The organism is Paenibacillus sp. FSL M7-1046 (assembly GCF_038007405.1).
Taxonomy (GTDB): Bacteria; Bacillota; Bacilli; order Paenibacillales; family Paenibacillaceae; genus Paenibacillus_AQ.
This window is the reverse complement of the sequence record NZ_JBBOXB010000001.1, coordinates 6,520,201-6,543,937: the sequence shown is the minus strand read 5'-3', so window position 1 is coordinate 6,543,937 and position 23,737 is coordinate 6,520,201. Positions and strand designations below refer to the sequence as shown.

Here is a 23,737-nt window from a genome sequence, read left to right as displayed (position 1 = left end):
GGATTGCCAGGGTGGACAGTATACTTCAAGTACAACAGGTTACTAAAAAATACGGCTCAAAACAGGCGCTGCGCGGGGTTTCTTTTGAACTCGGTGCAGGCAGAATCACCGGACTGCTCGGCAGCAACGGCAGCGGGAAAAGTACACTCATGAAGCTGATTGCCGGGCTGGCACAGCCAACGTCAGGCAGTGTGTCTGTGCTCGGTGTTCCGGTAGGGAAACAAAGCAAAGCATTGGTTTCGTTTATGCCGGACCGGCCCCTGACAGACCCTTGGATGAGTGTGGGAGATGCGATGAAATTTCAGCGTGACTTCTATCCGGATTTTGACCCGGTCAAAGCCAAACGTATGCTGGAGTTTATGAAGCTTAGTGAACGGGATAGGGTGCAGACGCTCTCCAAAGGGATGAACGAACGGCTGCAGCTGACCATGGTCCTCTCGCGGCGGGCGAGTTTATACATGCTGGATGAACCTATTGGCGGAGTGGACCCTGTGGCACGGACCAAAATCCTCAATGCGCTGATGGAATTTTACGAGGAAGACAGCAGCATTTTGCTCTCGACGCATCTGGTAACAGACATCGAACGGATCTTTGACGAAGTTATTTTTATAAAAGAAGGAGAAATCGTCCTGCAAAGTGATGTGGAGGAGTTAAGGCTGCAACGGGGAAAAAGCATTGACGAGCTGTTCAGAGAGGTGTATGCAGAATGCTGAAGCTGATAAAATACGATTTTAGACGGAGCCGTGACCGGATTCTTGCGTACTTTGTAATCGCAATTCTGGTGCATGCCGCCACATGGTATTGGAACAGAAACATGGGGGTTCAATTGGTCGCAATCAATCTGACCACGTATGTCGTAGTGGGGATCAGTCTCCTGCTGACTAGCGCGATTACCTATGGCCGCAATTTGAAATCCTATCACCGCCGGCTTCTGCCATTGAGTTCTCTGTATACCATCTTGTCACCGCTGCTGCTCTGCTGGGCGCTGCTATTTTCCGTTGTTATCATCGCAACCCTGCATCTTGGGATCTATATTCTCGTATATTCGGCGGATTTCCTCCCGGGAAACTTCTGGCCGGTTGCCCTAAACTGCATGCTGCAGCTTATATGGTTCTCCGGTTTAACGCTGATCTCCATTATGTTTGCCATCACGGTGGCTAATAGTCTGCGGGTCAGAGGAAAGATATGGATCATCATCGCTGTATTGGTGGTATTCCAGAACGGGCTGTCTTATCTTGAACAGCTGATGTTTAAAAGTTCTCTCGCGGGTGTGGAGAGCATGTTCGAGTTTGATGTTCTTGATGTGGACTCGGTTCGCAGCGGGATTACATTCTCCTATCCAGATCTTAATTACTGGCCTATGTTATTTGAAGCGGCAGTTGCAGTTATTCTAATCTATGTGATGAACGTGCTGCTGAAGAGAAGGGTAGAGGCTTAAACCGCCGCTCCATTTGGGAGGGGGGTTGGGGATACTCACTACTCATGCGGCGTTTGCTGCTGAACAAAAGCAGGGCTAATTGCCCTGCTTTTCGTGTTTGCACAGCAAAAGAAGTCCTCTGAGGAGGACTTCTGGCTGTGCCCTATTAACCAACTTACTGGGCGCTGCGCGTGTTAGTCCAGCTTTCCAGCTCCCGCAGGAGTTGCTCTTCTTCATCCTCCTGCAAATCCAGTCTTACCCCATATTGATATTGGCCAAGTCCGAACATCCAGCCCCAGCGTACACTTCCCACAAACTGAAGTTTGTCTTCTGCCAGCTGAAAGTGGATAATTATCTTCGTATCGCCTGCAGTGAAGCGGAGATTCAGCGAAGTTCGGATTTTGCACCCTGAACGGCTAAGGTCAAGCAGTACGCCTTCCGTAAGCTTGCCTGCCCCGGGACCGTTGTTACCAGCAGGAAGTTCAAGCCAGCATTCGATGGGCTGGTTCATTACATATCGGAACGGTTCTTTTCTGCTGGAGTCGTCCATTGTTCACCTCCGCTAGTTTATTTGCTATTATAACGAAATGGTTTCATTTGAACAATCTCCTAAAGTGCTATTTTTTAAAAAGAAAAGTTTTACTTATTTGTTGAAACGAGAGAGGAGCAGATACCCCGTGTATCAATATGACAATGAAAATTTTACCGGGCATAATTTTGATTACGCCGAATTGCGTGATGGAGAACTGAACAGCTGTACGTTTGATAGGTGTTCTTTTAAGGGAGCTTCTATGGAAGAAATGACTTCCAGCGGCTGCCGTTTTGTGGATTGTGATTTTACCGGAGCATTGCTGAATGCCTCGCTACATAAAGGAGCGGCGTTTACCAATTGCAAGTTCTCCGGGGCAAATCTGTTTGTGTCTAAATTCGAGGATTGCAAAATGGTCGGCTCCGATTTCTCCAATGCATATATGGACGGTATTACGCTGATCAGCGGGGATTGGTCTTACACCAATTTGCGGCATATTAACCTCAGCAGGCAGGACCTGCGGGGTATCAAGTTCGCTGAGGCAGACATGCTAGGCTGCAATTTGCAAAAATGCGATCTGCGCGGTGCGGATTTAAGCCGGGTACAGCTCGCCCAGTGCAAGCTTGCGGGAGCGGATCTAAGAGATGCTAAGCTAGAAGGGATTGACCTGAAAAGTCTGGACTTAAAGGGAGTTAGGCTCGATGTGGAACAGGCGGTGCTGCTGGCACGTTCGCTGGGGGCTAAAGTCGGCTGATATTGGATACGCGAACAGCTCCGCTCTGTAAGATAAGGGCGGAGCTGTTTTTCTGTCTACAAGGCTGACTTTAAGATTGCAGATTTATAATTCCTGCGGCTTTATCCGATAAAAAAATTATCGACACTATTCTGCGAAAGATATGGGGAGAATGTGCATGACGTTTAACCTGCGGACTTTTTTTGCCAGTGCCTTTGCGGTAATTATTATCTTGCTGACTGCACTGCTTATTTATGTAATCGGGAATCAAGCCACGAAATCTGTGGAGGTAAGTATCGGGGGCTCGCTTGCTGCAGAGGCATATCAAATGTCGGAGAAACTGGATCATTTCATGTGGTCGCGTTCCGGTGAAGTGGAAGTGCTGAGCAAGCTTAACGCTTTCCAGAAGCCGCTGGACACTCAAGAAATCAGCGGATTGCTGAATCAATTGAAGAGCAGCCTGCCGGTGTTCACCTGGGTCGGTTATCTTGACCCGAAGGGTACTGTGCTTTCCGCAACGGACAACATTCTCCTTGGAAAGGATATCAGCCAAAGACCCGTATTTCAGGAAGGCCGGAAGGGTTTGTTCACGGGTGATGTGCATGATGCCGTGTTATTGGCAAAGCTCTTGCCTAATCCATCCGGAGAAGCCTTGCAATTCGTGGACGTGAGTGTCCCGGTCTACGACAAGGTGGGAATGCTTAATGGTGTACTGGCAGCGCATTTGAGCTGGGAGTGGTCGCGTGAGGTAGAGAAATCTATTCTGGACCCGCTCAAAGAACGGATGAAAGATGTGGAAATCTTCGTAGTCAGCCAGAAGGATGATACTATACTGCTTGGACCCTCTGGGCTGGTAGGGAAGAAAATGGCGAATGAAACGCTGCAGAAAGCCCGGGAGGGCGGAAATTCATGGATCGTGGACAGCGGTAGCGGAAAAGATGCTTATCTGACCGGATACGCTTACGGGGACGGTTATTTGAATTATCCGGGTTTGGGCTGGTCAGTTCTAGTTCGTCAGCCCACAGATGTTGCTTTCGCAACTGTTCATCAGCTCGAAAGATTTATCATATTAAGTGGATTGGCAGCTGCCGTAATTTTCGGAATTCTGGGCTGGCTGCTTGCCGGATGGATTGCCCGCCCGCTGAATCAAATCGCCAAAACGGCAGATTTGCTCAGTTCCGGTGCCAATGTGGAAATCCCCGCCTTGTCCCGCTTTAAGGATGTGGCCATCTTGTCAACTTCACTGCGGAATCTGGTCAGCAATCTGACCAAAACAGAGAATAAGCTGAGCTATATGTCAGATATGGCTCTGCACGATGTGCTAACAGGGCTGCCGAACCGGGCCGGATTGAACGAATTTTTGGTTCACGCGGTGAACAAGGCCAAATTGAACCGGACAACCCTCAGTTTTCTGTACATGGATCTGGATGGATTTAAAAAAGTGAATGATACTTTCGGCCACGCAACCGGAGATGTTTTGCTCCAGCAGGTGGCTGTGCGACTGCGGGAGTGCACCCGTGACAATGAAATTGTTGCCCGTCTGGGCGGAGATGAATTTGTGATCATTCTAAATACTTCTGCAAGCAAACCCATGCAGGAGTCGGAGGTTGTTGCAGCGCGCATCATCAGCAAAGTTAATCTGCCGGTCGTCATTGGAGGCGATACCATACAGGTCGGATGCAGTGTCGGAGCAGCCGTATGGACTCCAGACTGCTTGGATACGGCCGAAACTCTGCGGCTGGCGGACGAGGCATTATATATTTCTAAACGCAGCGGCAAAAATCGGATTACATTTGAAGCCGCTTGCTAATAGGTACTGTGCAGCCAAAAAACCTTTCTGTGTAGAAATAGCGGTTAACCTGCCGCTGTATCTTAAGAAAGGTTTTTTTGTGTTGCTATTCTAATGAGATTCTTAGTTGTAAGTGAAACCCTTAGCGCAATTTTTTTCGGGGGGAAGCCCACCATTTGATCCAGAGGCTCCCTTCGTCATCATGAAATAATTTAATGCCAAACCATCTAAGGGGTGTCCACAACTCTTTAAAATAATATGATGGCATAGTCCAATAGACCCTCCTAAATAGTTAATTTTCACTATATACTACCCCAAAATTTAGCAACTAACAATAGCTTTTCTATCAAATTCAGGTAAAGTTTTGGTAAAATCAGGGCCGTTTATCTTTAAGCTGGTTGCTCTATGTACGGTGTTGGATGAACAATTGATAATTCATTACCCCTTTATTCATTTAGCTAAACAGCTATCCTGAATTCATAGGGATAAGCACAAGCTTTTTGGCAGAATGCGCATTTAATATAGGGAGAGGATGTGATGAGATGACGGAGACCGAATTTATTTCCAGAATTACACCCTACGCAATCGAAGATATGGAGCGCAGTCATATTGCGGCCTCACTGACCATTGCGCAGGCAGCGCTGGAATCCAGCTGGGGGAACAGCAGTCTAACGGTTAAAGCCAATAACCTTTTTGGGATTAAAGGCAGCGGACCTGCCGGAAGTGTGGCGGTACGGACAACAGAGTACAGAGACGGCAAAGCGGTGCAGGTGACTGCGGCCTTCCGTGCTTACAATAACTGGGGTGAATCGGTGGCCGACCATTCTGCGTTGCTCATCGGCGGGGTCTCATGGAATCACAGCCTATACAGCAAGGTGTTTGGTGCGGATGGAAAAACGGCCGCACGGGAAATTGCGGCAGCGGGATATGCAACTGATCCCAAGTATGCGGCAAAGCTGATTAAGATAATGAATACCTATAACTTGTACGCATATGATGAAATTAAGGAGGAGGACGAGATGTCAGCGGAAGATAAGCAAAAGCTTGCAAGTCTGGAAAAAGAGCTGAAAGAGCTGCGGATGTTGTTGTCCGATCTTGCAGTCAGCAGGGATACGCTGAAGACAGGTGTACAGGAGCAGGGGCGGGCGATCACTAGTGCGACTGAGCGCCTTTCCCTAATCGAAGGCCGGATGGTGATGAATGTCCCGGCATGGGCGGAGTCGGCTGTCAGTGCTGCAGTGACGGCGGGACTGCTGGATACGCCCATCGGCGGCAGCTTGGATTTCTACCGGGTTCTGACAGTATTGCATCGGGCGGGATTGCTGTCATCCCGGAAGGAGGGGTGAACGTCATGTATAACGATGCGCTTAACAATGTGCTTGCTTTCGCATCGGTGTTAGCCGTGTTTGTAATGGCATTAGTGCAGCTTGTGAAGAATAGCGTGAAGCTTCCGCGCAACCTTGTTCCGGCGGTTGGTCTGGCCATAGGATTATTAGTCGGGGCCGTTGCCTATCCTTTTACAGATATGAATCTGGTGCTGCGTCTGTGGGCAGGCGGACTGGCAGGATTGTCCGCCACGGGTCTGTTTGAACTGGCTTTTAACAAAAGAGATGGAACGACTAAAGATTAATATCCTGTGATTGCCGATTCTTCCGAATCTATTAAAGATTTACTATAAATCATTGAACCTAATGGTGTTATGTACAAGCAATAAGTAATCTCTCTTAATACAATAAAAAATGCAAGAAAGGAAAGGGGGTGCTCATCATGGGAACTTATCTTGATGCTCGAACCTCGCAGAACGCGAGCATAGCGAACTCTATTGCCATTCCGATTCTGCTGCTGAATGCTCCGCAGCTGTTCGGACAAATTGGCTTGGTCACCGCAGGTGCTACGACGAATCCGCGAGTATTGTTAAAAGGAACAATCTCTTTGACGCTTCCGCTGGCGCTGGCTGGTATTACAATTACAATAGTGAGAGGAACGCTTAGTACCGATCCGGTTGTATATTCTGCTACCTCTACGTTTAGCCTTAGCGTCTTGGCGCCACAAGTCATCACGTTTTCAGCTGCAGACTTTAACCCGCCGATAACTCCTCAATTGACGTACACTGCTTTCGTTAGTTCCAACCTGCTCGGCACGGTTCGTGTCGGTCCGGAGAGTTTTGACGGCATTCTGGTCTCCGATTAATTTAAGGTTACTGTGTCTTGTCATGCCTGAAATGTTGGGCATGACAAGACCTCTACATATACATTTGCCGTGGCCTAAATTTTGACCGTTTCGCCCAATCTGTTAAGCCAGCCAATACATATTCTACCTTGTAGTAATCATTATGAAGGAGGTAATCTCATGGGTGCAGATTGCGGATACGGCGGTAATGTTGGTGGCGTTCATAATTGTCCGGTAAGTCCTTTTACATCAACAGGTGCAATTCTGGTTCTTTATATCCTGTTGGTCATTATTTTGAGTGCCTGTTTCATCTAAGCTGAATAGCACATCGGCGTGTTCCCGGGCTTTTTGCCGGGGACGCGCTTTTTTCTGTGTCTAGTCCGATTTACATAATGCACCAAAACATTTATATTTGAGGATAATGCCTAAACAAGGAGATCGTTATGGATTTCAGGAAAATAAAAAAAGGTGAAAGTCTGCCGCTTGAGCTGCTGTTGTCAGCTGATCCTTCTCTGCCGAAAGTGGAGGATTATGCAAAAAGAGGTGATTGTTATCTCGCAGTTGACAAAGAGGATGTTGTGGGAGTATATGTGCTGCTGCCGACAAGGCCTGTTACGGTTGAACTGGTAAATATTGCGGTTGCTGAAGAGCAGCAGGGCAGAGGAATAGGTAAACAAATGGTGATGCACGCCATACAGATTGCCAGACAAGAAGGGTACAGCGTGATGGAAGTGGGCACCGGTAATTCAAGTGTAGGGCAGCTTGCGCTGTACCAGAAATGCGGCTTCAGAATAGTGGCCGTGGATATAGATTTTTTTACAAAACATTATCCTGAAGAGATCTATGAGAATGGCATACAATGCAGAGATATGCTACGGTTATCCCTAGATATATGACTAGCTGTATTATTAATTTATTGGAGGAATTGTTGTGACAACTATTTATAAGAATCTAACCGATCTGATTGGCAATACACCGCTGCTGGAGCTGGCATATTACAGCAATTCTCATCAGGTTGAAGCTAAGCTTATCGGGAAACTGGAGTACTTTAACCCTGCTGGTAGTGTAAAGGACCGTATCGGCTTTGCGATGATCAAAGATGCTGAAACCAGAGGGCTGATCCAAAAAGATTCAGTATTGATTGAACCTACCAGCGGAAACACCGGGATTGGACTGGCTTTTGCGGCTGCTGCACTTGGTTACAGGCTGATGATCGTGCTGCCTGAATCGTTCAGCGTGGAACGCCGCAAACTGCTGAAGGCGCTTGGAGCTGAGCTTATTTTGACCCCGGCGGCTGAAGGGATGTTAGGCGCGGTTACCAAGGCGGAAGAGCTGGCTGCAGCAATCCCGAATTCTTTCATTCCGCAGCAGTTCAGCAATCCGGCCAATCCACAAATTCACCGCGACACAACTGCAGAAGAAATTTGGAAGGATACCGGCGGGGAAGTGGACATTTTTGTGGCTGGGGTAGGTACTGGGGGAACCATTTCCGGTGTCGGAGCAGTATTGAAAGCGAGAAAACCGGGCGTGCAAGTAATTGCTGTCGAGCCGGCAGATTCGCCGGTTCTTTCCGGTGGCAAGCCAAAAGGGCATCAGATCCAGGGCATTGGAGCCAATTTTGTGCCCGATAATTTTGACCAAGACGTGGTGGACGAAATTTTTCAGGTTAAGAACGAAGAAGCATACGAAACGGCGCGCAGTCTGGCCAGAACAGAAGGCCTTCTTGTAGGGATTTCCTCCGGAGCTGCTGTTTATGCCGCATCGCAAATAGCCAAACGCCCCGGGAATCAAGGGAAGAACATCGTTATTATCCTGCCGGATACAGGAGAGCGCTACTTGTCTACACCACTTTTTGATGACGAGGAATAAATTCTTCTGCAGGACGTAACTCCGACGATAACAAGAATCTGATTATCCAAGGGCAACCCGATATAATAAGCAGAATTGCAAGATAAAACATCATCAATCTATACCATCTGATTTTCGTTTACTTATTCGTTTACTTAATGGGAAGCTATTAGAATATTATGGCTGTACAAACAATTAAGTGAGGCATTAAGCAACAGTGGTTCAATAATTGGAATAGAAGAGGTCAAACCTAGAACAGTACTTATCGGTTGATAAAAGTTTAATTTGTATCAAGTCTCTAATGGGACCTCCCTAATTTCCAAAGTAGAATAAAAATTTTGATTCTGGTACAATCTATATATTAAGTTTGAAGGAGCGGAGCACATGGATACTGATTTGGTGCAGTTATTGAGATCCGTTATTCGGGAAGAGATAGTACCTGTAAATGAACGTTTGGATCGGATAGATGAACGGCTGGATGGTGTAGGGCAGCATCTGGAACAAATGGACCAGCGTCTGGTACGCATTGAGGAAGACCAGCATTTGATCAAAAGTGCTGTACTGGACACTAACGAACGGGTAATCAAAATAGAATCCATTCTGGAGAATCAGCACCGGATTATTGAACTGCTCTCGGCACGGTCTATTGAACAGGAAGCCCAGCTTAAGCGAATTAAATAGATTGCTCAGTCCGGCGCGGTTAGGTGTCGGACTTTTTTTATTTTATCCTTATGTTAATACGAATTCTGCCCTTTGTGAGCGGCTAGAATTGTATTGCTAAATTAGTTGGCTGGACCCTTGATACATAAGGGTTTATAGAACAAAATTCCACACGATTTTCTTGTGCTCGAATTCTCGTTCTCCATGGGCGTCATACCCTAGCTCAACGGTTAGTCGCCAGGACTTATTGCCGCGTTTTTCTATGCTGCTTTTCGCCATGCATATGTGACCTCCCTAATTTCTCAAGTAGAATAAAAAATCCGATTCTGGTACAATCTATATATTAAGTTTGAAGGAGCGGAGCACATGGATAATGATTTGGTGCAGTTATTACGGTCTGTTATTCGTGAAGAGTTAGTTCCCGTTAAGGATGAGGTTTCTTCTCTTAAAGAAGACGTATCCTCTCTTAAAGAAGACGTGTCCTCTGTTAAGAAGGAAATAGTAACCGTCAATGAGCGCTTGGATCGAATGGAGATAGAGCAGCAGAGTACTAAACAAGACCAAGAGTTAATTAAACGTGCGGTGCTGGAAACGAACGAACGTTTAATTAACGTTGAGTCTTTACTGGAGAATCAGCACCGGATTATTGAACTACTCTCAGTTCGGTCCATTGACCAGGAAGCCCAGCTTAAGCGAATTAAATAGTTACTTTGATCCGGTGCTCCCAGGCATCGGATTTTTGTTTGCATCGTTTTCGCTCTATGGCGCTTCTCAGGACCGTTTGAGGTACACAAAATTATGTTATATATGAGTTTTGCATAAAAGTGGTTTTTTGCGCTGGGTACTATTGAATATCTATTCAGTTGTGCGAAGTTCTTTTTCTTCACTCGGTGAAGGTAACACAATACTTTCTGCTGAGCTTCGGCAAAAACATCAGGAGCCGGAATGACTTTTCAGCGAAGCTCGGTAGAAAATTAATATAGTCGCCCGGCGACCGTAAAAGGGGAATTTAGAAACCTGATCTCTGCCGATTCCCAGGAAGTCTTGAATATCCGCAGGTATGAGTACCGGCGGCAGAAACTCCTCGATCTTTGCTATGCTAGTGTGCTGCGGTTGGATTTCTGGAACAGGTGGGGAGGAATAGAGGGAGGGAGTTGGCACCTAATCGGCACCCAATTGCCGATAGTTGATGGACTAACTATGTGTCTTGTTCTGAATAATCCCTTGATAATAAGGCTATTATACACAAAAATCGAGGCCCTATTTCTAGGGCCTCTTTCATGGGAGAGGAGAAACCGGACGAAGAGCTTATGGGGAAACGTAAGCCTGCTCCGCGGTTGTCTACGACATTTTGTGATGTCGATAGTTACATGATGTCCCGGTTGCTCCAGTCTTATACCTGTGGACGTTAAAAAAAATCTGCCGGCCTCAATGTGACAACGGTAGACAATCTTTTTATTTCAATAGACAATTGTGGTACTATAGGCTTGGACTTGTGCCTTAAGCGGCATAATAAACAGAGACATAGAGCAGGTGAATAATCGTTGAGAGTTGTATCGGGAAGTGCAAAGGGGAGGCCCCTGAAGAGTGTTCCGGGCAGCGGAACGCGGCCTACAACCGACAAGGTAAAAGAAGCGGTGTTCAGTATGATCGGTCCTTATTTCGAGGGCGGGGCAGCGCTTGATTTGTTCGCAGGTACTGGCGGTCTTGGCATTGAAGCCTTGAGCAGAGGGATGGACAGTGCGGTATTTGTGGATATGGAGCAGAAAAGCATCGACACGGTGCGTGCGAATCTGAAGGCAGCTAAGCTGGAAGCGCAAGCTGAGGTTTACCGCAATGATGCCGGCAGAGCCCTTAGCGCGCTGGAGAAGCGGGGACGTTCGTTTGATCTTGTGTTCCTGGACCCGCCGTACAGGCTAAAGCATGGGGATGAGCTGATGATGGCAATGGCGCAAAAAGGTCTGCTTAGATCAGACGCGGTCATCGTGCTGGAGCATGAATCAGGCTATGCCTATCCGGAGGATATTCCGGGGTTCTATAGAACCAGACAGGCCGTATACGGCGAGACGACAATTTCAATTTATCAGTATGAATCCGCTCTCCGTGAAGAGGCTGTGAGTGGTAAGGAGGGTAATGATGAGTCTGCAAATTAGAAAAGAACGTGTTGCCATTTATCCCGGGAGCTTTGATCCGGTAACGATGGGACATATGGATATTATCCGGCGTGCAGCCAAACAATTCGACAGACTGATTGTTACCGTGCTTAACAACCTAAGCAAGAATCCGATGTTTTCGGTAGAAGAGCGTACAGAGCTGCTGCGGCAGGCTACTGCGGATATTCCGAATGTGGAGGTTGACAGTTTCCGCGATCTGCTGGTTAATTATCTTCGCCAAAAGGATGCTCAAGTCATTGTCCGCGGGATCCGCACGGTCACCGACTTCGAATACGAATTGCAGAATGCATCCATTAATCATAATTTGGACCCTGAAGCGGAAACGATCTTTATGATGACCAATCCGAAATATTCCTACCTTAGCTCAAGTGTGGTCAAGGAAATCGCCCACTTTGGCGGGAATGTGTCGGATTTTGTGACCCCTGAGGTAGAACAGGCAATGAAGCTTAAATTCAGCCGTTTAGACGGCGGAGCCAAGTAACAGCAGATACAGCGGCAGACAGAGCGATGATCACCAGCAGCAGCAGTGATTGCAGGCCAAGCAACTGGGGGACTACGTTCCATACGTTCAATGCTCCCAGTGTTGCGGTCGATTCGGCAACCTCGGGACCCGCCACCGCCGGCAGTACGGTTTCACGGAGATTCATCAGCGGGGTCCATAATAATAGGGTAAAAGCAAAGGCAAATACTCCATGCAGCAAGCGGACGGCGGCATAAGGCAGGAAAGAGATTTTCGCCCTTTTAAGCAAGGTAAGTGCTTGGAGCTGGCCGCAAATTCCGCTCCAGCCGAGAGCAGCTGATAGCAGGGCCAGGCCTGTGATCCCCATGGAACTAAAGTCGTGAGGTGCTGTCAGTTCTGAGGTCAGTGCATTTGCTCCGAGATGAATCTCCAGAAAACTTGCCGCCAAAGCAGGAGGCAACTGCGGAACTAGAGAAGTAGCAATATTTATGACAACAGCGAACATAATCATGTAGCCGCCGATGACCATCAGGCTCTGAACGGCAGTTGAGACGGATTCGCCGAGCAGCTTGCCGAATCCGCGGCCATCTCTTGCCCGGGCTTCTGATACAGCCTGATGCATCCGTCTGGGCAATGAAGCCGTTTTGCGCTGTGATGGAATTACCACCGGAGCTTCGGTTTTCGGCCGACCTGTGAGCAGGGTCGCGGTTACGCCTGCGGCAAGTCCCGAAATCCAGTGGATGGCCAGCAGGGTATATCCGGCGGCAGGACTGTGCAGAAAAGCAACGCCGACTACAATGAGCAGCGTAACCGGACTGGCGAAGTGGGCGATGGAAGCCAAACGTCCAGCCTCCTTGTCCGTAATGCTGCCCTGCTTATGCAGTAATTGCACTCCGCCTGCACCAGCCGGGAAACCGGCGGTCATTCCGAGTGCGAGTGTCCAGCCTCCGGCCCCCGGAAGGCGGAAAATTCTGGTCATTAATGGCTCCAGTAGTACTCCGAGTCCATGCACGAATCCCGTGGCTGTGAGCATTTCTGATAACATCAGAAAGGGCAGAAGCGCCGGGAAGACAAGCGTCCACCAGAGCTTCAGACCCTGAAGGGAAGCCTGGAAGGAGGACTCCGGCGATAAGATAATCGCAATGGCGAGCACAATGGCAACGGCCCCGGACAGAAAGGGAACCGAGGCTGAAGTGAACCGGCGTATTTTAAAGTTATTCATTATGAGCATCACCTCTTCATAACTTAGGACATGGGCTGAGACTGTTATCAATTTATGCACGGCAGACAACCATCATGCCACAGCGGAGAGGATACAGCTCCGAAGTTTATTTGGAGACTTAAGCATAGAGCCGCGGGGAAAGAAGGGAATTGCATTGAGGCAACTGAAACGCCGGGTAGGCGTTCGCGCCATAGCCTACTTGTTTACTTTTGTGGTTATACTCTATGTTGCAGTATTTATGAATACTCCATATCTCGTGTATCAGCCGGGCAGTGCTTCAGAGGTGGCGCCGATGATCAAGGTGGAGAATGCCGATCCGCAGGAGCAGGGCACATTCATGATGACGACCGTATCCGCGAGCTACGCCAATGTTGCCCTATTAGTGGCTTCTGCGTTTAATTCCAATGCGGAAGTCGTATTGAAAGAGACCAGGCTAGGGGATAAGAGTGAGCAGGAATATGCGGCTGAGCAGGTGTATTATATGAGCAGCTCCCAGTCTTCTTCCGTTCAGGCAGCCTATCATGCTGCGGGCGTTCCTTATGAGGATGTTGTAGACTATCTGTATGTCTTCTCGGTTCCGGAGGAAAGCAGCCAGGACCAATTTCATATAGGCGACAAAATCATCCGTGTTCAAGGGCAAACTGTGCCTGACCCCACTGCGCTCTCCAAACTGCTTTCCTCAAGCAAGGTTGGCGATCAGGTAGAAGTCGTACTGCAGCGGAGCGGTAAGGAAGTCAAGGAACAGGTAACACTGGTGGAGGTTAAAGACAAGGAGACTGCGGCGGGCCGCCCAGGATTTGGGGTTGTGATTGGCGCGGTGCAGAAGGTACAGCCGAAGGAAGCAGGAAAAGCGGTCAGGTTTGTGGATACCAGTGTCGGAGGACCCTCGGCAGGCCTAATGTTTACGATGGAAATTTATAACCAGCTTACTAAAGGCGATTTAACCAAAGGTCACCGGGTAGCGGGAACTGGAACTATTGACGCTGAAGGCAAGGTAGGGGCCATTGGCGGAGTGAAGCATAAGATTGTTGCTGCAGACCGGGAGGATGCGGAGATTTTTTTCGTGCCGGTTAAGAATTATGATGAAGCCAAAGCCAGAGCGGATAAAATAGGCACCTCAATGAAGCTGGTGCCTGTATCCACTCTGGATGAGGCGCTGAAATATATGGAAGAGCTGCCGGTCAAACCCTAACCGGCGGCTGCAAGAAATCGCTGTACAGATCAGTCCGCAGAGGATAGGCGAAAGCTCCGGCATACGCGGCGGAGGCTTGGAGATCGCGTTCAAGCATGGGATGTGAGAAATGGGCAGGACTCAGGACAACGGGAAGTGAGGCACTTCCCTTCATGTTCTTGAGCAGCTTTCTGCCGCTTTCACTGAACCCTAGAACCCGAATGTAACCGGGGCCTTGAGCCAGCCGGGAAGGTGTCATTTCCTCCTTGCTGTGGTTCAGCAGGGCATGCAGCAGCAATCTCTGCAGCCGTGTGTGCGTGTAGCGTCTGCTCTTTAATACTTGCAGCAATTCGCTGACCGAAAATTGTTCAAGCTGCGGCATGACTCTCAGCAGCCGGTTCTCAAGCCCTTCATTCATATCCTGCAGGGACCTCAGCTCCGCGGCAGTATGCGTAGTCAGCACATGACGGAGCTGGGTGCGGAAGTCCTCCAGGCTCAAAGGGCCTCTGCCGGCTGCATGCTCTCTTTCTAGGATGGACACGCTATATTCTGGCATGAATTCTGCAGGCGAGCCGCCTTCATTAAGAAGCCGGCGGATTGCTGTTGCGCTGGCAATCGAAGACCCCGCCTGCAGCGGGTCATGGAAGCCTGCGCCAGTGCGCGGCACGGTAAGAGGTCTGATGACACTGCCGAGCCGCCGCAGGGCGATCAGGTAATGCAGGCCGAGACTGTTGTTCGGCTGCCGCAGCAGTTCTTCGGCATCGAAGGGTTTTTCCTCTAACGGGAGAGACCCTTCCCAGACGGACGCTGCCGCGGCGCTGTATGCGGCGGGGAAGCTCGTGCCTAGCGCCATGCGGCGGCGGATCTCGCTCTGAAGCTCGCTGCTTTCTTCGGCCAGGAATCCGGCCAGCGGCAGCAGCTCACCCAAAGTGCCGGCTTCGGAGCCGAAGCACAGGCTGTCCACGACCCCGGTCGCTTCCAGCAGGGATACAGCTCCGAAGGCGAACCACTCTGCCGGTTGAAGGGCATAAGCGACCGGCAGTTCAATCACGAGATCGGCGCCCATATGCAGCGCCATCTCCGTGCGGGCCCGTTTACTGACCGCAGCCGGCTCGCCGCGCTGGGTGAACGGGCCGCTCATGATGACGATCACACTGTCCGCGCCGGAGATTTTTTTGGCTTCATTGAAATGGTGGACATGCCCGTTATGTAAAGGGTTGTATTCTGCTATTATGCCGACGGTTGTCACAGCTGCTTCACTCCGTATTCTGAGAAATATGGTGATTTAATAGTTATATCATAAATTGTCCCTCTTACTGAAACAATATAAAGGGAAAATGGTTGACAAAGTTCGGTAATAATAGGTATAATAAATTTTGTTTGTTTGGAGTGATGATTATGAAGATTCACTTTCGCAAAATGGCAAATGTCGATGAGCCTCTGAATATTCATGAAACTATGGATGTCAGCGAGCTTGTCAAAGGGCGAAAGGATATACTTGCTGTTGCACCGCTCTTGGTGGACCTTAAAGCGCTGCCCGCGGATACCGATTGTGTGAACGTGGTGGGAAGACTGAGTGGAGAGGTGGACATGTTATGTTCACGTTGTCTCACCGAGGTCAACAGTAAGCTGAACATTCCTTTTGCGGAGACTTTCAAGTGGCTTAAGGAGCCAATTCTTCCCGAAGATGAAGATGATGAACTCATTTACATCAAAGATGAGACTGTGGAGCTTGTCCCGTTCGTGGAAGAAAACTTCGTACTGCACTTGCCGGATTCGGTATTGTGCAAGGCAGACTGTCTTGGTCTTTGTCAGAAATGCGGACAAAACTTGAACGAAGGCACCTGCAGTTGCGACAACACAGTGATCGATCCTCGACTCGCTGGGTTGAAAGACTTTTTCAAATGAAGTATGACTAAGAACAAATCCCGCGATAGGCGGGTTAAAACCGAATTAGGAGGTGTAACACAATGGCAGTACCTCAACGGAGAACGTCCAAAACACGCCGTGACAAACGCCGCACCCACTTCAAACTGGTTGTGCCGGGCATGGTGAAATGCGAACAATGCGGAGAGCTGAAACTGGCTCACCACGTATGCAAAGTTTGCGGAACTTACAAAGCAAGAGAGATCATCAAACAATAGTTTCTAATAAGAGTAGCACTTCATCTAATGGTGGGGTGCTATTTTTTTGGGGATGGGTAAAGATTTCCCTCTGTTATTGTGTGGCTGAAGCCGTGTGGTTATGCCGCTTTTCAGGCAAAGCTTTATTTTTGCCGCAGCATGCTTTATACTACATATTAGTACCAGGTTCTAAATGAAGTTTATGACCTTTATATTGATGACGCTAGCGGCCTTCTCGCGGCCGGATGCTAAGTTCAGCATGTGCCAGGAGGTGAGCCGCCATAGAGCGGATGTCCAAGAAAGAGCGCCAGCAGCAGCTGCTGGGTATTATTGATGGCAATCCATTTGTGACCGACAGGGAGTTAACCCGGCAGCTCAAGGTGAGCATTCAGACCATCCGTCTGGACCGGCTGGAGCTGGGGATTCCGGAGCTGCGTGAACGGATGAAGCAAATGGCTGAACATTCTTATGATCAGGTGCGCTCCTTGCCTGCCGATGAAGTGGTCGGCGATATTGTCGATCTGCAGCTGGACAAGAGCGGCATTTCCATATTTGAAATTCGTGAGGAGCATGTCTTCTCCAGAAACGGGATCGCTCGTGGCCACTACGTGTTCGGACAGGCCAATTCGCTGGCGGTTGCCGTGATCAATGACGAAATTGCCCTGACCGCTTCAGCCGACATCCGGTTTGTGTGCATGGTCCGGTTAGGTGAGAAATGTATTGCCAAAGCGCAGGTGCGTTCGCTCGCTGGCCGGAACGGCAAAGCTGAGGTGGACGTATTTACGTATGTCGGAGAAGAACTCGTGTTTCAGGGCCATTTTGTAGTGTACCGATCCGCAATTGAAGAATACAGCGAAGGGGGAAACCGCAGTGCTGATCGCCATTGATGCCATGGGAGGCGATAATGCTCCTGAATGCAATGTGGAAGGGGCATTGTCCGCGGCCGCGGAATGGAGCGATACGCAGATTGTGCTCGTCGGCGACGAAGCCAGACTTGAGCCGCTGCTGAAGAATAAGCCGTCCAATGTGACGGTGCGTCATGCGGGGGAAGTGATTGGCTCCGATGAAGAGCCGGTCAAAGCAGTCCGCCGCAAGAAGGATTCATCCATGGTTGTGGCTGGACGTATGGTGCGTGAAGGGGAAGCCGATGCTATGATCTCTTCCGGGAACACAGGCGCGCTGATGACCACGGGGCTGCTTGTGGTGGGGAGAATGGATGGGATAGAGCGCCCGGCACTTGCTCCGATGATTCCGACGCTCGATGATGTCGGCGTACTCGCCCTTGATCTGGGGGCCAACATGGATGCCAAGCCACAGCACCTCGCACAATACGCGCTGATGGGCAGCATCTACCGCAGCAAAGTGCACGGAATTGCCAAGCCGCGTGTAGGGCTCCTGAATGTGGGCACTGAGCCGGGCAAAGGGAATGAATTGACCAAAGAAGCGTATCCTCTGCTAGCCGCATTGCCTGGAATTCACTTTGTTGGTAATGTTGAAGCACGTGATGTGCTGACGGGTAATTGTGATGTGCTTGTTTGTGACGGGTTTGCGGGCAACATTCTTCTGAAGACACTTGAAGGTACGGCGGGCGCTATGTTCTCTCTACTGAAGGAACAGTTCAGCCGTTCGCTCAAAACCAAGCTGGGTGCGGCTATACTGATGCCGGAGCTCAGAAGCCTCAAGGGGAAGATGGATTACAAGGAGCACGGCGGAGCGCCGCTGCTCGGTCTTAGCGGTCTGGTAGTGAAGGGGCACGGCTCATCTGACGGTAACGCGGTTAAGAATGCAGTCAGACAAGCGCGGATTGCGCTGCAGGCGGGTCTCGTGTCCAGCATATCCAAGGAAATTAGCGGGAAGTGAGTGACGATATGAAACAGTTGCGTCCGGTAGGAATAATTGGTACAGGAAAATATGTGCCCGAAAAAATATTAACCAACAGCGATTTGGAAAAGATAGTCGAAACGAATGATGAATGGATTGTCAGCCGGACAGGGATCCGTGAACGGCATATTGCCGCTCCGCATGAGGCGACCTCGGATCTTGCTTATGAAGCTGCGCTGAAGGCGCTGGAATCAGCAGGCATGAAGGCGGAGGATCTGGATCTCATTATTATTGCAACAGTTACACCTGACAGCTCTTTTCCGTCCACAGCCTGCATTCTGCAGGACAAACTGGGGGCCAAAGGAGCCGCGGCTTTTGACTTGTCCGCAGCCTGTTCCGGCTTCGTCTACAGTCTGGCAACAGCAACCGGATTTATCCAGAACGGGATGTATAACAATGCTTTGATCATCGGAGCGGATACCTTGTCGCGGATTACAGATTACACGGACCGCAACACTTGTGTGTTGTTCGGGGACGGTGCGGGAGCGGTTATTCTCGGCGAAGTTCCGGAAGGCAGAGGTTTCCAATCCTTTGATCTCGGTGCCGAAGGCTCCGGCGGCAGCCTGCTGAAGATGGAAGCGGGCGGCTCGCGTATGCCGGCTTCCCAGCAGACGATAGACGACAAGAAGCATTTCATCTACATGAACGGCCGTGAGGTGTTCAAGTTCGCCGTTCGGGTGATGGGTACGGCTACCGAGCGTGTGCTTACCAAAGCAGGTCTGACTAAAGAAGATATTGATCTGTTCGTGCCGCACCAGGCGAATATCCGCATCATTCAATCGGCTATGCAGCGTTTGGATCTGCCGGAAGAGAAATGCGTAATCAACGTCGACAGATACGCCAACACGTCTGCAGCTTCGATTCCGCTCGCGCTGGTTGAAGCAGCGGAAGAGGGCCGGATGAAGGAAGGCGACACCGTGCTGATGGTTGGCTTCGGCGGCGGCCTTACTTGGGGTGCCTCGGTACTGAAATGGTAAGCATATAAACGAGCAATGAATTCAAAGAACTCGGTGTGCCTGCCGCTTGATTTGCAAGCCCGGCAGCTGCACCGTTTACGGGAAGGAGTTCGAACTTATGGGTAAAATCGCATTTGTCTTTCCCGGCCAGGGTGCACAGGCAGTTGGGATGGGTAAGGATGTATATGACGCTCTGCCGGATAGCCGTGCGGTGTTCGAGAAGGGCGATGAAGTGCTTGGGTTTCCGCTGAGTAAACTTGTATTTGAAGGTCCCGACAGCGAACTCAAGCAGACGGTAAACACACAGCCTGCGCTTGTAACAACCAGTGTAGCTTATCTGGAAGCGCTGAATAAGCATGGACTGAAGCCAGACTACGTTGCGGGTCACAGTCTGGGTGAATACAGCGCTCTTGTGGCTTCCGGCGTACTGTCTTATGAGGATGCAGTCCGCCTCGTACGTCTCCGTGGACGTTTCATGGAAGAAGCGGTTCCTGGCGGACAGGGCGCTATGGCAGCTGTATTGGGTGCAGAACGCGAAGCTTTGGCTGAGCTGTGCAACAATATTTCCGCAGAGGGAAACCCGGTTGAATTGGCAAACGTCAACTGTCCGGGTCAGATTGTAGTGTCCGGATCGCTCGAAGGTGTGAATGCTGTCGTTCAGCGTGTAAAAGAAGCCGGAGGCAAGCGGGCGATTCCGCTCGAAGTCAGCGGACCGTTCCACTCTTCTTTGATGAAGGAAGCTGCCGAGCGTCTGGCAGCTGAACTGAAAGGTGTAACCTTTAATGCGCCTTCAGTTCCTGTAATTGCCAATGTTACTGCCTCGCCGGTTACCGATCCCGAGGAAATCCGCGGGCTGCTGGTACGCCAGGTGTTCTCGCCAGTACTCTGGCAGGACAGTGTGGAGTGGCTGATTGCGGCCGGTGTGGACACCTTTGTTGAGATTGGCTCCGGCAGTGTGCTGGCAGGACTGATCCGCAAAATTGACAAGAATGTCAAGGTGATCAATATCAACAGTCTGGAAAGCATCCAGACAGTCAATGGCTTGGCTTAACCACAGCGCAGGATAAAGGGAGGGGAATACAGAATGTTCTCAGCATTAAGAGGCCAGACGGCCCTTGTAACCGGCGGTTCCCGCGGCATCGGCCGCAGCATAGCGCTTCTACTCGCAGAGCATGGCGTGAAAGTGGCCGTGAACTATTCCGGAAGTGAAGCTGCAGCGCAGGAAACAGTAGCCCGGATAGCAGAGCTAGGCTCCGAGGGGATTGCCCTGAAGGCGAATGTAGGCAAAAGCGATGAGGCGGAGAATCTCGTTAAAGAGGTCTTGAACACTTGGGGCAAGATTGACATCCTCGTTAATAATGCCGGCATCACCAGGGACAACCTGATTATGCGCATGAAGGAAGAGGAATTTGATCAGGTCATCGAAACGAATCTCAAAGGCGTGTTCAACTGTCTAAAAGCAGTCACACGTCCGATGATGAAGCAGCGTTACGGGCGGATCATCAATATTTCTTCGGTAGTGGGTGTGACGGGGAATCCTGGGCAGATTAACTATACTGCTGCAAAGGCAGGGGTAATCGGCATGACGAAGGCTGCGGCCCGCGAGCTGTCTTCACGGGGAATTACCGTGAACTGCATCGCTCCCGGTTTTATAGACACCGATATGACCCGTGAGTTGTCCGATGAAGTCCGCAGTGAGCTGATTAAGGGAATTCCCCTTGCTCAGCTTGGGCGGCCGGAGGACATTGCTATGGCGGCGGTATTTTTGGCCTCGGAAGGGGCAGCTTACATGACCGGTCAGACACTTCATGTGGACGGCGGTATGTACATGTAAGATCAAACCAGCGTATAGGGATTAAGGGAGAAGCGGGAAGAAGCGCCCGGAAAGCGTTTTTTACGCTCTATGGTATTTTGACTTCATATCTCGTATAATACCAAAAGAGGAGGTGAACCGGATGTCCGATGTATTGGAGCGTGTAAAACGCATTGTCATCGACCGCTTAGGTGCCGATGAAGCTGAGGTAACATTAGAAGCGTCTTTCAAAGATGATTTAGGTGCTGATTCTCTTGATGTAGTAGAATTGGTTATGGAATTGGAAGATGAATTCGATATGGAAATCTCTGATGAAGATGCAGAGAAGATTACGACCGTGGGTGAAGTTGTGAAGTACATACAATCTCATACCTAGAGTCATATGATTGAGGGTCCCGTTCCTGCCAGGGCGGGACTTCTCCTCATTTTACAGCACAAATGAAATACAAAAGGATGCATATTTGCACCTTTACGGGGAAAATAACAGAACCGCAGAGGGGTTAATTTTTGCGGCGACTGCAGTTTATATAGACTATTCAGAGAGCATGTATGTTCAATTATGTTGAAGTATACAGCCTACAGATGGGGTGATTGCGTTTGAGTCATAGAGTGGTAATTACCGGTATGGGCGTGATGACGTCACTGGGTAAAGATTTGGATACGTTCTGGGATAGCCTCATGAGCGGGAAATCCGGTGTTTCCAAGGTTGAAGCCTTTGATGTCAGTGAATACACTACGCAAATAGCAGCTTCGGTTAAAGACTTTGATGCGGAAGAGCGTTTTGGCCGCAAGGAAGCCCGCAAGATGGACCGTTTCGTTCAGTTCGCAGTAGCAGCCGGAGAAGATGCGCTGAAGGACAGCGGACTTAAGATCGGTGAAGATATTGATGCGGAGAGAATTGGTGTGTCCGTCGGATCAGGTATCGGAGGTCTGGGTACTTGGGAAGACAATCATAATCTCCTGCTGGAAAAGGGACCGAAACGGGTCAGCCCGTTCTTTATTCCCATGATGATTGCCAATATGGGCTCCGGCCAGCTGTCGATCAATCTTGGTGCAAAAGGTCCTAATACAACAACTGTGACAGCCTGTGCAACAGGAAGCCACTCCATAGGGGAATCCTTCCGCCTGATCCAGCGCGGTGACGCGGATGCGATGATCTGCGGCGGTTCCGAAGCTACCATCCGCCCGACAGGGATGGCAGGGTTCTGTGCCATGCGGGCGATGTCCACCCGCAACGACGAGCCGGAGAAGGCCAGCCGTCCATTTGACAGCGGCCGTGACGGTTTTGTAATGGGTGAGGGTGCCGGGATTCTGATTCTGGAATCGCTGGAGCATGCCGAGAAACGCGGGGCGAAGATCTATGCCGAAGTGATCGGCTACGGTCTGAGTGCGGATGCCCATCATATGACGGAACCGGATCCTGACGGTGCAGCACGCTGTATGAAGATGGCGATCCGGGATGCCGGTATCGCACCGGAAGAGATTGATTACATCAATGCGCATGGCACTTCCACGCCAGTAGGCGACAGATCGGAAACGGCTGCCGTGAAGAAGGCGCTTGGAGATCATGCTTACAAGGTTGCAATCAGCTCCACGAAATCAATGACAGGCCATTTGCTTGGTGCTGCCGGCGGTGTGGAAGCGATCATTTGTGGTCTTTCCCTGCAAAATAACATCATTGCACCAACCATTAATTTGGACAATCCTGATCCGGAATGTGATCTGGACTATGTTCCGAATGAACCGCGCAAAGCTGATCTGAATATTGTAATGTCGAATTCGTTCGGATTCGGAGGACATAACGCAACCGTAATTCTCAAAAAATATAATCAGTAAGGGGACAGTGCAGTGAAAGGAGACCTGAAGCAGTTACAAAGTCAACTTCAAATCCAATTTCACGATGCTGTACTTCTGAAGCAGGCCTTTACCCATGCCTCTTATGTGAATGAACACCGTTTCAATCAGCATCAGGACAATGAGCGTCTGGAGTTTCTCGGAGACGCGGTTCTGGAGCTTACGGTTTCTGAATATTTGTACAAGTTGCTGCCGGACAGACCGGAGGGTGAATTGACCAAGCTGCGGGCCGCTATTGTATGCGAGCCTTCACTGGTCAAGTTCGCTGAGAGCTTGGGTTTCGGCAAATATGTATTGCTGGGCAAAGGGGAAGAACTTACGGGCGGACGTACTCGTCCGGCCTTGCTGGCCGATGTGTTCGAATCCTTCGTGGGAGCGCTTTATCTCGACCAAGGGCTGGAAACGGCACGGCGGTTTCTTGATCATCATGTATTTCCGCTGGTGGAGACGGACGGCAAGCTGCAAATGCAGATGAGCGATTTCAAGACGGAGCTTCAGGAGCTGATACAGCATCACGGATTGGGTACGCTGGAATATCGGATTATTGAAGAACGGGGACCGGCGCATGAGCGCGAATTCGTCTCTGAAGTGTATATGTCCAGCCAGTCTCTTGGCAAGGGCAGCGGCCGTTCCAAGAAGGAAGCGGAACAACAGGCTGCGGCTGCAGCGCTTTTGCGTCTGAAGGAAGACGGCGCCTGAGTGAATTGGAACTTAGATATGGTAGTTAGCAAAGAGCGGTAAAGGTCTGAATCCGGCAGGAAAAGCGGAATTTAGACCTTTGCTGCTCTTTTTTAAATGTAGTTAGATTGAACAAGCTTTTTAGAAATTTATGGATATCGTGTAAGAAGTGGATGAATTCACGTTGAAATGAAGGGATTTGCCCTTTTTTGTGGTTTGACAATCTTTATTGGGTAGGTTTAACATGTAATTAATTAAAT

The 23,737-nt window shown here is 49.8% G+C and carries 28 protein-coding genes; 25 read left to right on the top strand and 3 right to left on the bottom strand.

All coding sequences use genetic code 11. From position 1 onward, the window contains the following. Positions 1-11 precede the first annotated feature (11 nt). Entirely contained in the window at positions 12-713 is a 702-nt protein-coding gene (locus tag NYE29_RS29205) for an ABC transporter ATP-binding protein (protein ID WP_076109217.1), read from the top strand. After that, positions 707-1,438: a hypothetical protein gene (locus NYE29_RS29200; protein WP_076109218.1), complete on the top strand. Its 732-nt coding sequence runs from the start codon at positions 707-709 to the stop codon at positions 1,436-1,438. The genes NYE29_RS29205 and NYE29_RS29200 overlap by 7 nt, the downstream gene beginning before the upstream one ends. A 154-nt stretch (positions 1,439-1,592) precedes the next feature. On the opposite strand, the gene NYE29_RS29195 is transcribed toward NYE29_RS29200, so the two are convergent. Further along, on the bottom strand, positions 1,593-1,967 hold the full coding sequence (locus NYE29_RS29195) for a PilZ domain-containing protein (RefSeq protein ID WP_038591155.1): 375 nt from the start codon (positions 1,965-1,967) through the stop codon (positions 1,593-1,595). 127 nt (positions 1,968-2,094) lie between these two features. On the opposite strand from NYE29_RS29195, the gene NYE29_RS29190 reads away from it, so the two are divergent. From NYE29_RS29190 to coaD, 12 genes are all read left to right on the top strand, one after another. Continuing rightward, positions 2,095-2,700: a pentapeptide repeat-containing protein gene (locus tag NYE29_RS29190; protein WP_218642514.1), complete on the top strand. Its 606-nt coding sequence runs from the start codon at positions 2,095-2,097 to the stop codon at positions 2,698-2,700. Positions 2,701-2,857: 157 nt separating this feature from the next. Further along, on the top strand, positions 2,858-4,489 hold the full coding sequence (locus NYE29_RS29185; protein ID WP_340898625.1) for a sensor domain-containing diguanylate cyclase: 1,632 nt from the start codon (positions 2,858-2,860) through the stop codon (positions 4,487-4,489). 521 nt (positions 4,490-5,010) lie between these two features. Next, the gene (locus tag NYE29_RS29180) at positions 5,011-5,814 is read left to right on the top strand and encodes a glycoside hydrolase family 73 protein (RefSeq protein WP_340898624.1); all 804 of its coding nucleotides are present in this window, start codon (positions 5,011-5,013) and stop codon (positions 5,812-5,814) included. A gap of 5 nt (positions 5,815-5,819) precedes the next feature. Beyond that, the gene (locus tag NYE29_RS29175) at positions 5,820-6,098 is read left to right on the top strand and encodes a holin (RefSeq protein WP_038591166.1); all 279 of its coding nucleotides are present in this window, start codon (positions 5,820-5,822) and stop codon (positions 6,096-6,098) included. A 137-nt stretch (positions 6,099-6,235) separates the two neighbouring features. Beyond that, positions 6,236-6,658: a hypothetical protein gene (locus tag NYE29_RS29170; protein WP_038591168.1), complete on the top strand. Its 423-nt coding sequence runs from the start codon at positions 6,236-6,238 to the stop codon at positions 6,656-6,658. Positions 6,659-6,817: 159 nt separating this feature from the next. Next, positions 6,818-6,952 (top strand): YjcZ family sporulation protein, encoded by a 135-nt coding sequence (locus NYE29_RS29165; protein WP_218642515.1) that lies wholly within the window; start codon positions 6,818-6,820, stop codon positions 6,950-6,952. A 128-nt stretch (positions 6,953-7,080) separates the two neighbouring features. Next, on the top strand, positions 7,081-7,533 hold the full coding sequence (locus tag NYE29_RS29160; RefSeq protein ID WP_340898622.1) for a GNAT family N-acetyltransferase: 453 nt from the start codon (positions 7,081-7,083) through the stop codon (positions 7,531-7,533). Between the two features lie 34 nt (positions 7,534-7,567). Continuing rightward, a complete protein-coding gene (cysK, locus tag NYE29_RS29155; RefSeq protein WP_340898621.1) occupies positions 7,568-8,506 on the top strand; it encodes a cysteine synthase A in 939 nt (312 codons plus the stop codon). 363 nt (positions 8,507-8,869) lie between these two features. Continuing rightward, positions 8,870-9,166: a hypothetical protein gene (locus tag NYE29_RS29150; RefSeq protein WP_340898620.1), complete on the top strand. Its 297-nt coding sequence runs from the start codon at positions 8,870-8,872 to the stop codon at positions 9,164-9,166. Between the two features lie 345 nt (positions 9,167-9,511). Then, positions 9,512-9,850: a hypothetical protein gene (locus tag NYE29_RS29145; protein WP_340898619.1), complete on the top strand. Its 339-nt coding sequence runs from the start codon at positions 9,512-9,514 to the stop codon at positions 9,848-9,850. 839 nt (positions 9,851-10,689) lie between these two features. Continuing rightward, entirely contained in the window at positions 10,690-11,298 is a 609-nt protein-coding gene (gene rsmD / locus NYE29_RS29140) for a 16S rRNA (guanine(966)-N(2))-methyltransferase RsmD (protein ID WP_038599635.1), read from the top strand. Beyond that, positions 11,282-11,800, top strand: coding sequence for a pantetheine-phosphate adenylyltransferase (gene coaD, locus NYE29_RS29135; RefSeq protein ID WP_144024236.1), 519 nt, complete (start codon positions 11,282-11,284; stop codon positions 11,798-11,800). The genes rsmD and coaD overlap by 17 nt, the downstream gene beginning before the upstream one ends. Here the strand turns inward: coaD and NYE29_RS29130 are convergent. Then, on the bottom strand, positions 11,772-13,001 hold the full coding sequence (locus NYE29_RS29130; protein ID WP_340898617.1) for a nucleoside recognition domain-containing protein: 1,230 nt from the start codon (positions 12,999-13,001) through the stop codon (positions 11,772-11,774). The genes coaD and NYE29_RS29130 overlap by 29 nt on opposite strands. Before the next feature lie 154 nt (positions 13,002-13,155). Between NYE29_RS29130 and NYE29_RS29125 the strand changes: the two genes are divergently transcribed. Then, on the top strand, positions 13,156-14,193 hold the full coding sequence (locus NYE29_RS29125) for a SepM family pheromone-processing serine protease (RefSeq protein WP_340898616.1): 1,038 nt from the start codon (positions 13,156-13,158) through the stop codon (positions 14,191-14,193). Here the strand turns inward: NYE29_RS29125 and NYE29_RS29120 are convergent. Next, positions 14,183-15,421, bottom strand: a complete 1,239-nt coding sequence (locus NYE29_RS29120; protein WP_076109227.1) for a nucleotidyltransferase — start codon at positions 15,419-15,421, stop codon at positions 14,183-14,185. The genes NYE29_RS29125 and NYE29_RS29120 overlap by 11 nt on opposite strands. A gap of 149 nt (positions 15,422-15,570) precedes the next feature. Here NYE29_RS29120 and NYE29_RS29115 point away from each other — a divergent pair, with 149 nt between their 5' ends. The 10 genes from NYE29_RS29115 (at position 15,571) to rnc (ending at position 23,498) form a co-directional block, all read left to right on the top strand. Continuing rightward, positions 15,571-16,080, top strand: coding sequence for a YceD family protein (locus NYE29_RS29115; protein WP_038591190.1), 510 nt, complete (start codon positions 15,571-15,573; stop codon positions 16,078-16,080). A 62-nt stretch (positions 16,081-16,142) separates the two neighbouring features. After that, a complete protein-coding gene (gene rpmF / locus NYE29_RS29110) occupies positions 16,143-16,316 on the top strand; it encodes a 50S ribosomal protein L32 (protein ID WP_019911234.1) in 174 nt (57 codons plus the stop codon). Positions 16,317-16,585: 269 nt separating this feature from the next. Then, positions 16,586-17,182 (top strand): transcription factor FapR, encoded by a 597-nt coding sequence (gene fapR, locus NYE29_RS29105; protein ID WP_340898615.1) that lies wholly within the window; start codon positions 16,586-16,588, stop codon positions 17,180-17,182. Beyond that, the gene (gene plsX / locus NYE29_RS29100) at positions 17,166-18,155 is read left to right on the top strand and encodes a phosphate acyltransferase PlsX (RefSeq protein WP_038591196.1); all 990 of its coding nucleotides are present in this window, start codon (positions 17,166-17,168) and stop codon (positions 18,153-18,155) included. Before fapR ends, plsX begins: the two co-directional genes overlap by 17 nt. An 8-nt stretch (positions 18,156-18,163) precedes the next feature. Then, the gene (locus tag NYE29_RS29095) at positions 18,164-19,153 is read left to right on the top strand and encodes a beta-ketoacyl-ACP synthase III (RefSeq protein WP_144024237.1); all 990 of its coding nucleotides are present in this window, start codon (positions 18,164-18,166) and stop codon (positions 19,151-19,153) included. 97 nt (positions 19,154-19,250) lie between these two features. Beyond that, positions 19,251-20,183 carry an ACP S-malonyltransferase gene (fabD, locus tag NYE29_RS29090; protein WP_340898613.1) on the top strand — a complete coding sequence of 311 codons (933 nt, stop codon included), beginning with the start codon at positions 19,251-19,253 and terminating at the stop codon, positions 20,181-20,183. 33 nt (positions 20,184-20,216) lie between these two features. After that, positions 20,217-20,966: a 3-oxoacyl-ACP reductase FabG gene (gene fabG / locus NYE29_RS29085; protein WP_076109230.1), complete on the top strand. Its 750-nt coding sequence runs from the start codon at positions 20,217-20,219 to the stop codon at positions 20,964-20,966. Between the two features lie 121 nt (positions 20,967-21,087). Next, a complete protein-coding gene (locus NYE29_RS29080) occupies positions 21,088-21,321 on the top strand; it encodes an acyl carrier protein (RefSeq protein ID WP_019911228.1) in 234 nt (77 codons plus the stop codon). A gap of 221 nt (positions 21,322-21,542) precedes the next feature. Then, complete coding sequence (fabF, locus tag NYE29_RS29075) at positions 21,543-22,781, top strand: beta-ketoacyl-ACP synthase II (protein WP_076109231.1); 1,239 nt, start codon at positions 21,543-21,545, stop codon at positions 22,779-22,781. A 12-nt stretch (positions 22,782-22,793) separates the two neighbouring features. Next, the gene (rnc, locus tag NYE29_RS29070) at positions 22,794-23,498 is read left to right on the top strand and encodes a ribonuclease III (RefSeq protein ID WP_038591210.1); all 705 of its coding nucleotides are present in this window, start codon (positions 22,794-22,796) and stop codon (positions 23,496-23,498) included. The last annotated feature ends 239 nt before the right edge of the window (positions 23,499-23,737 follow it).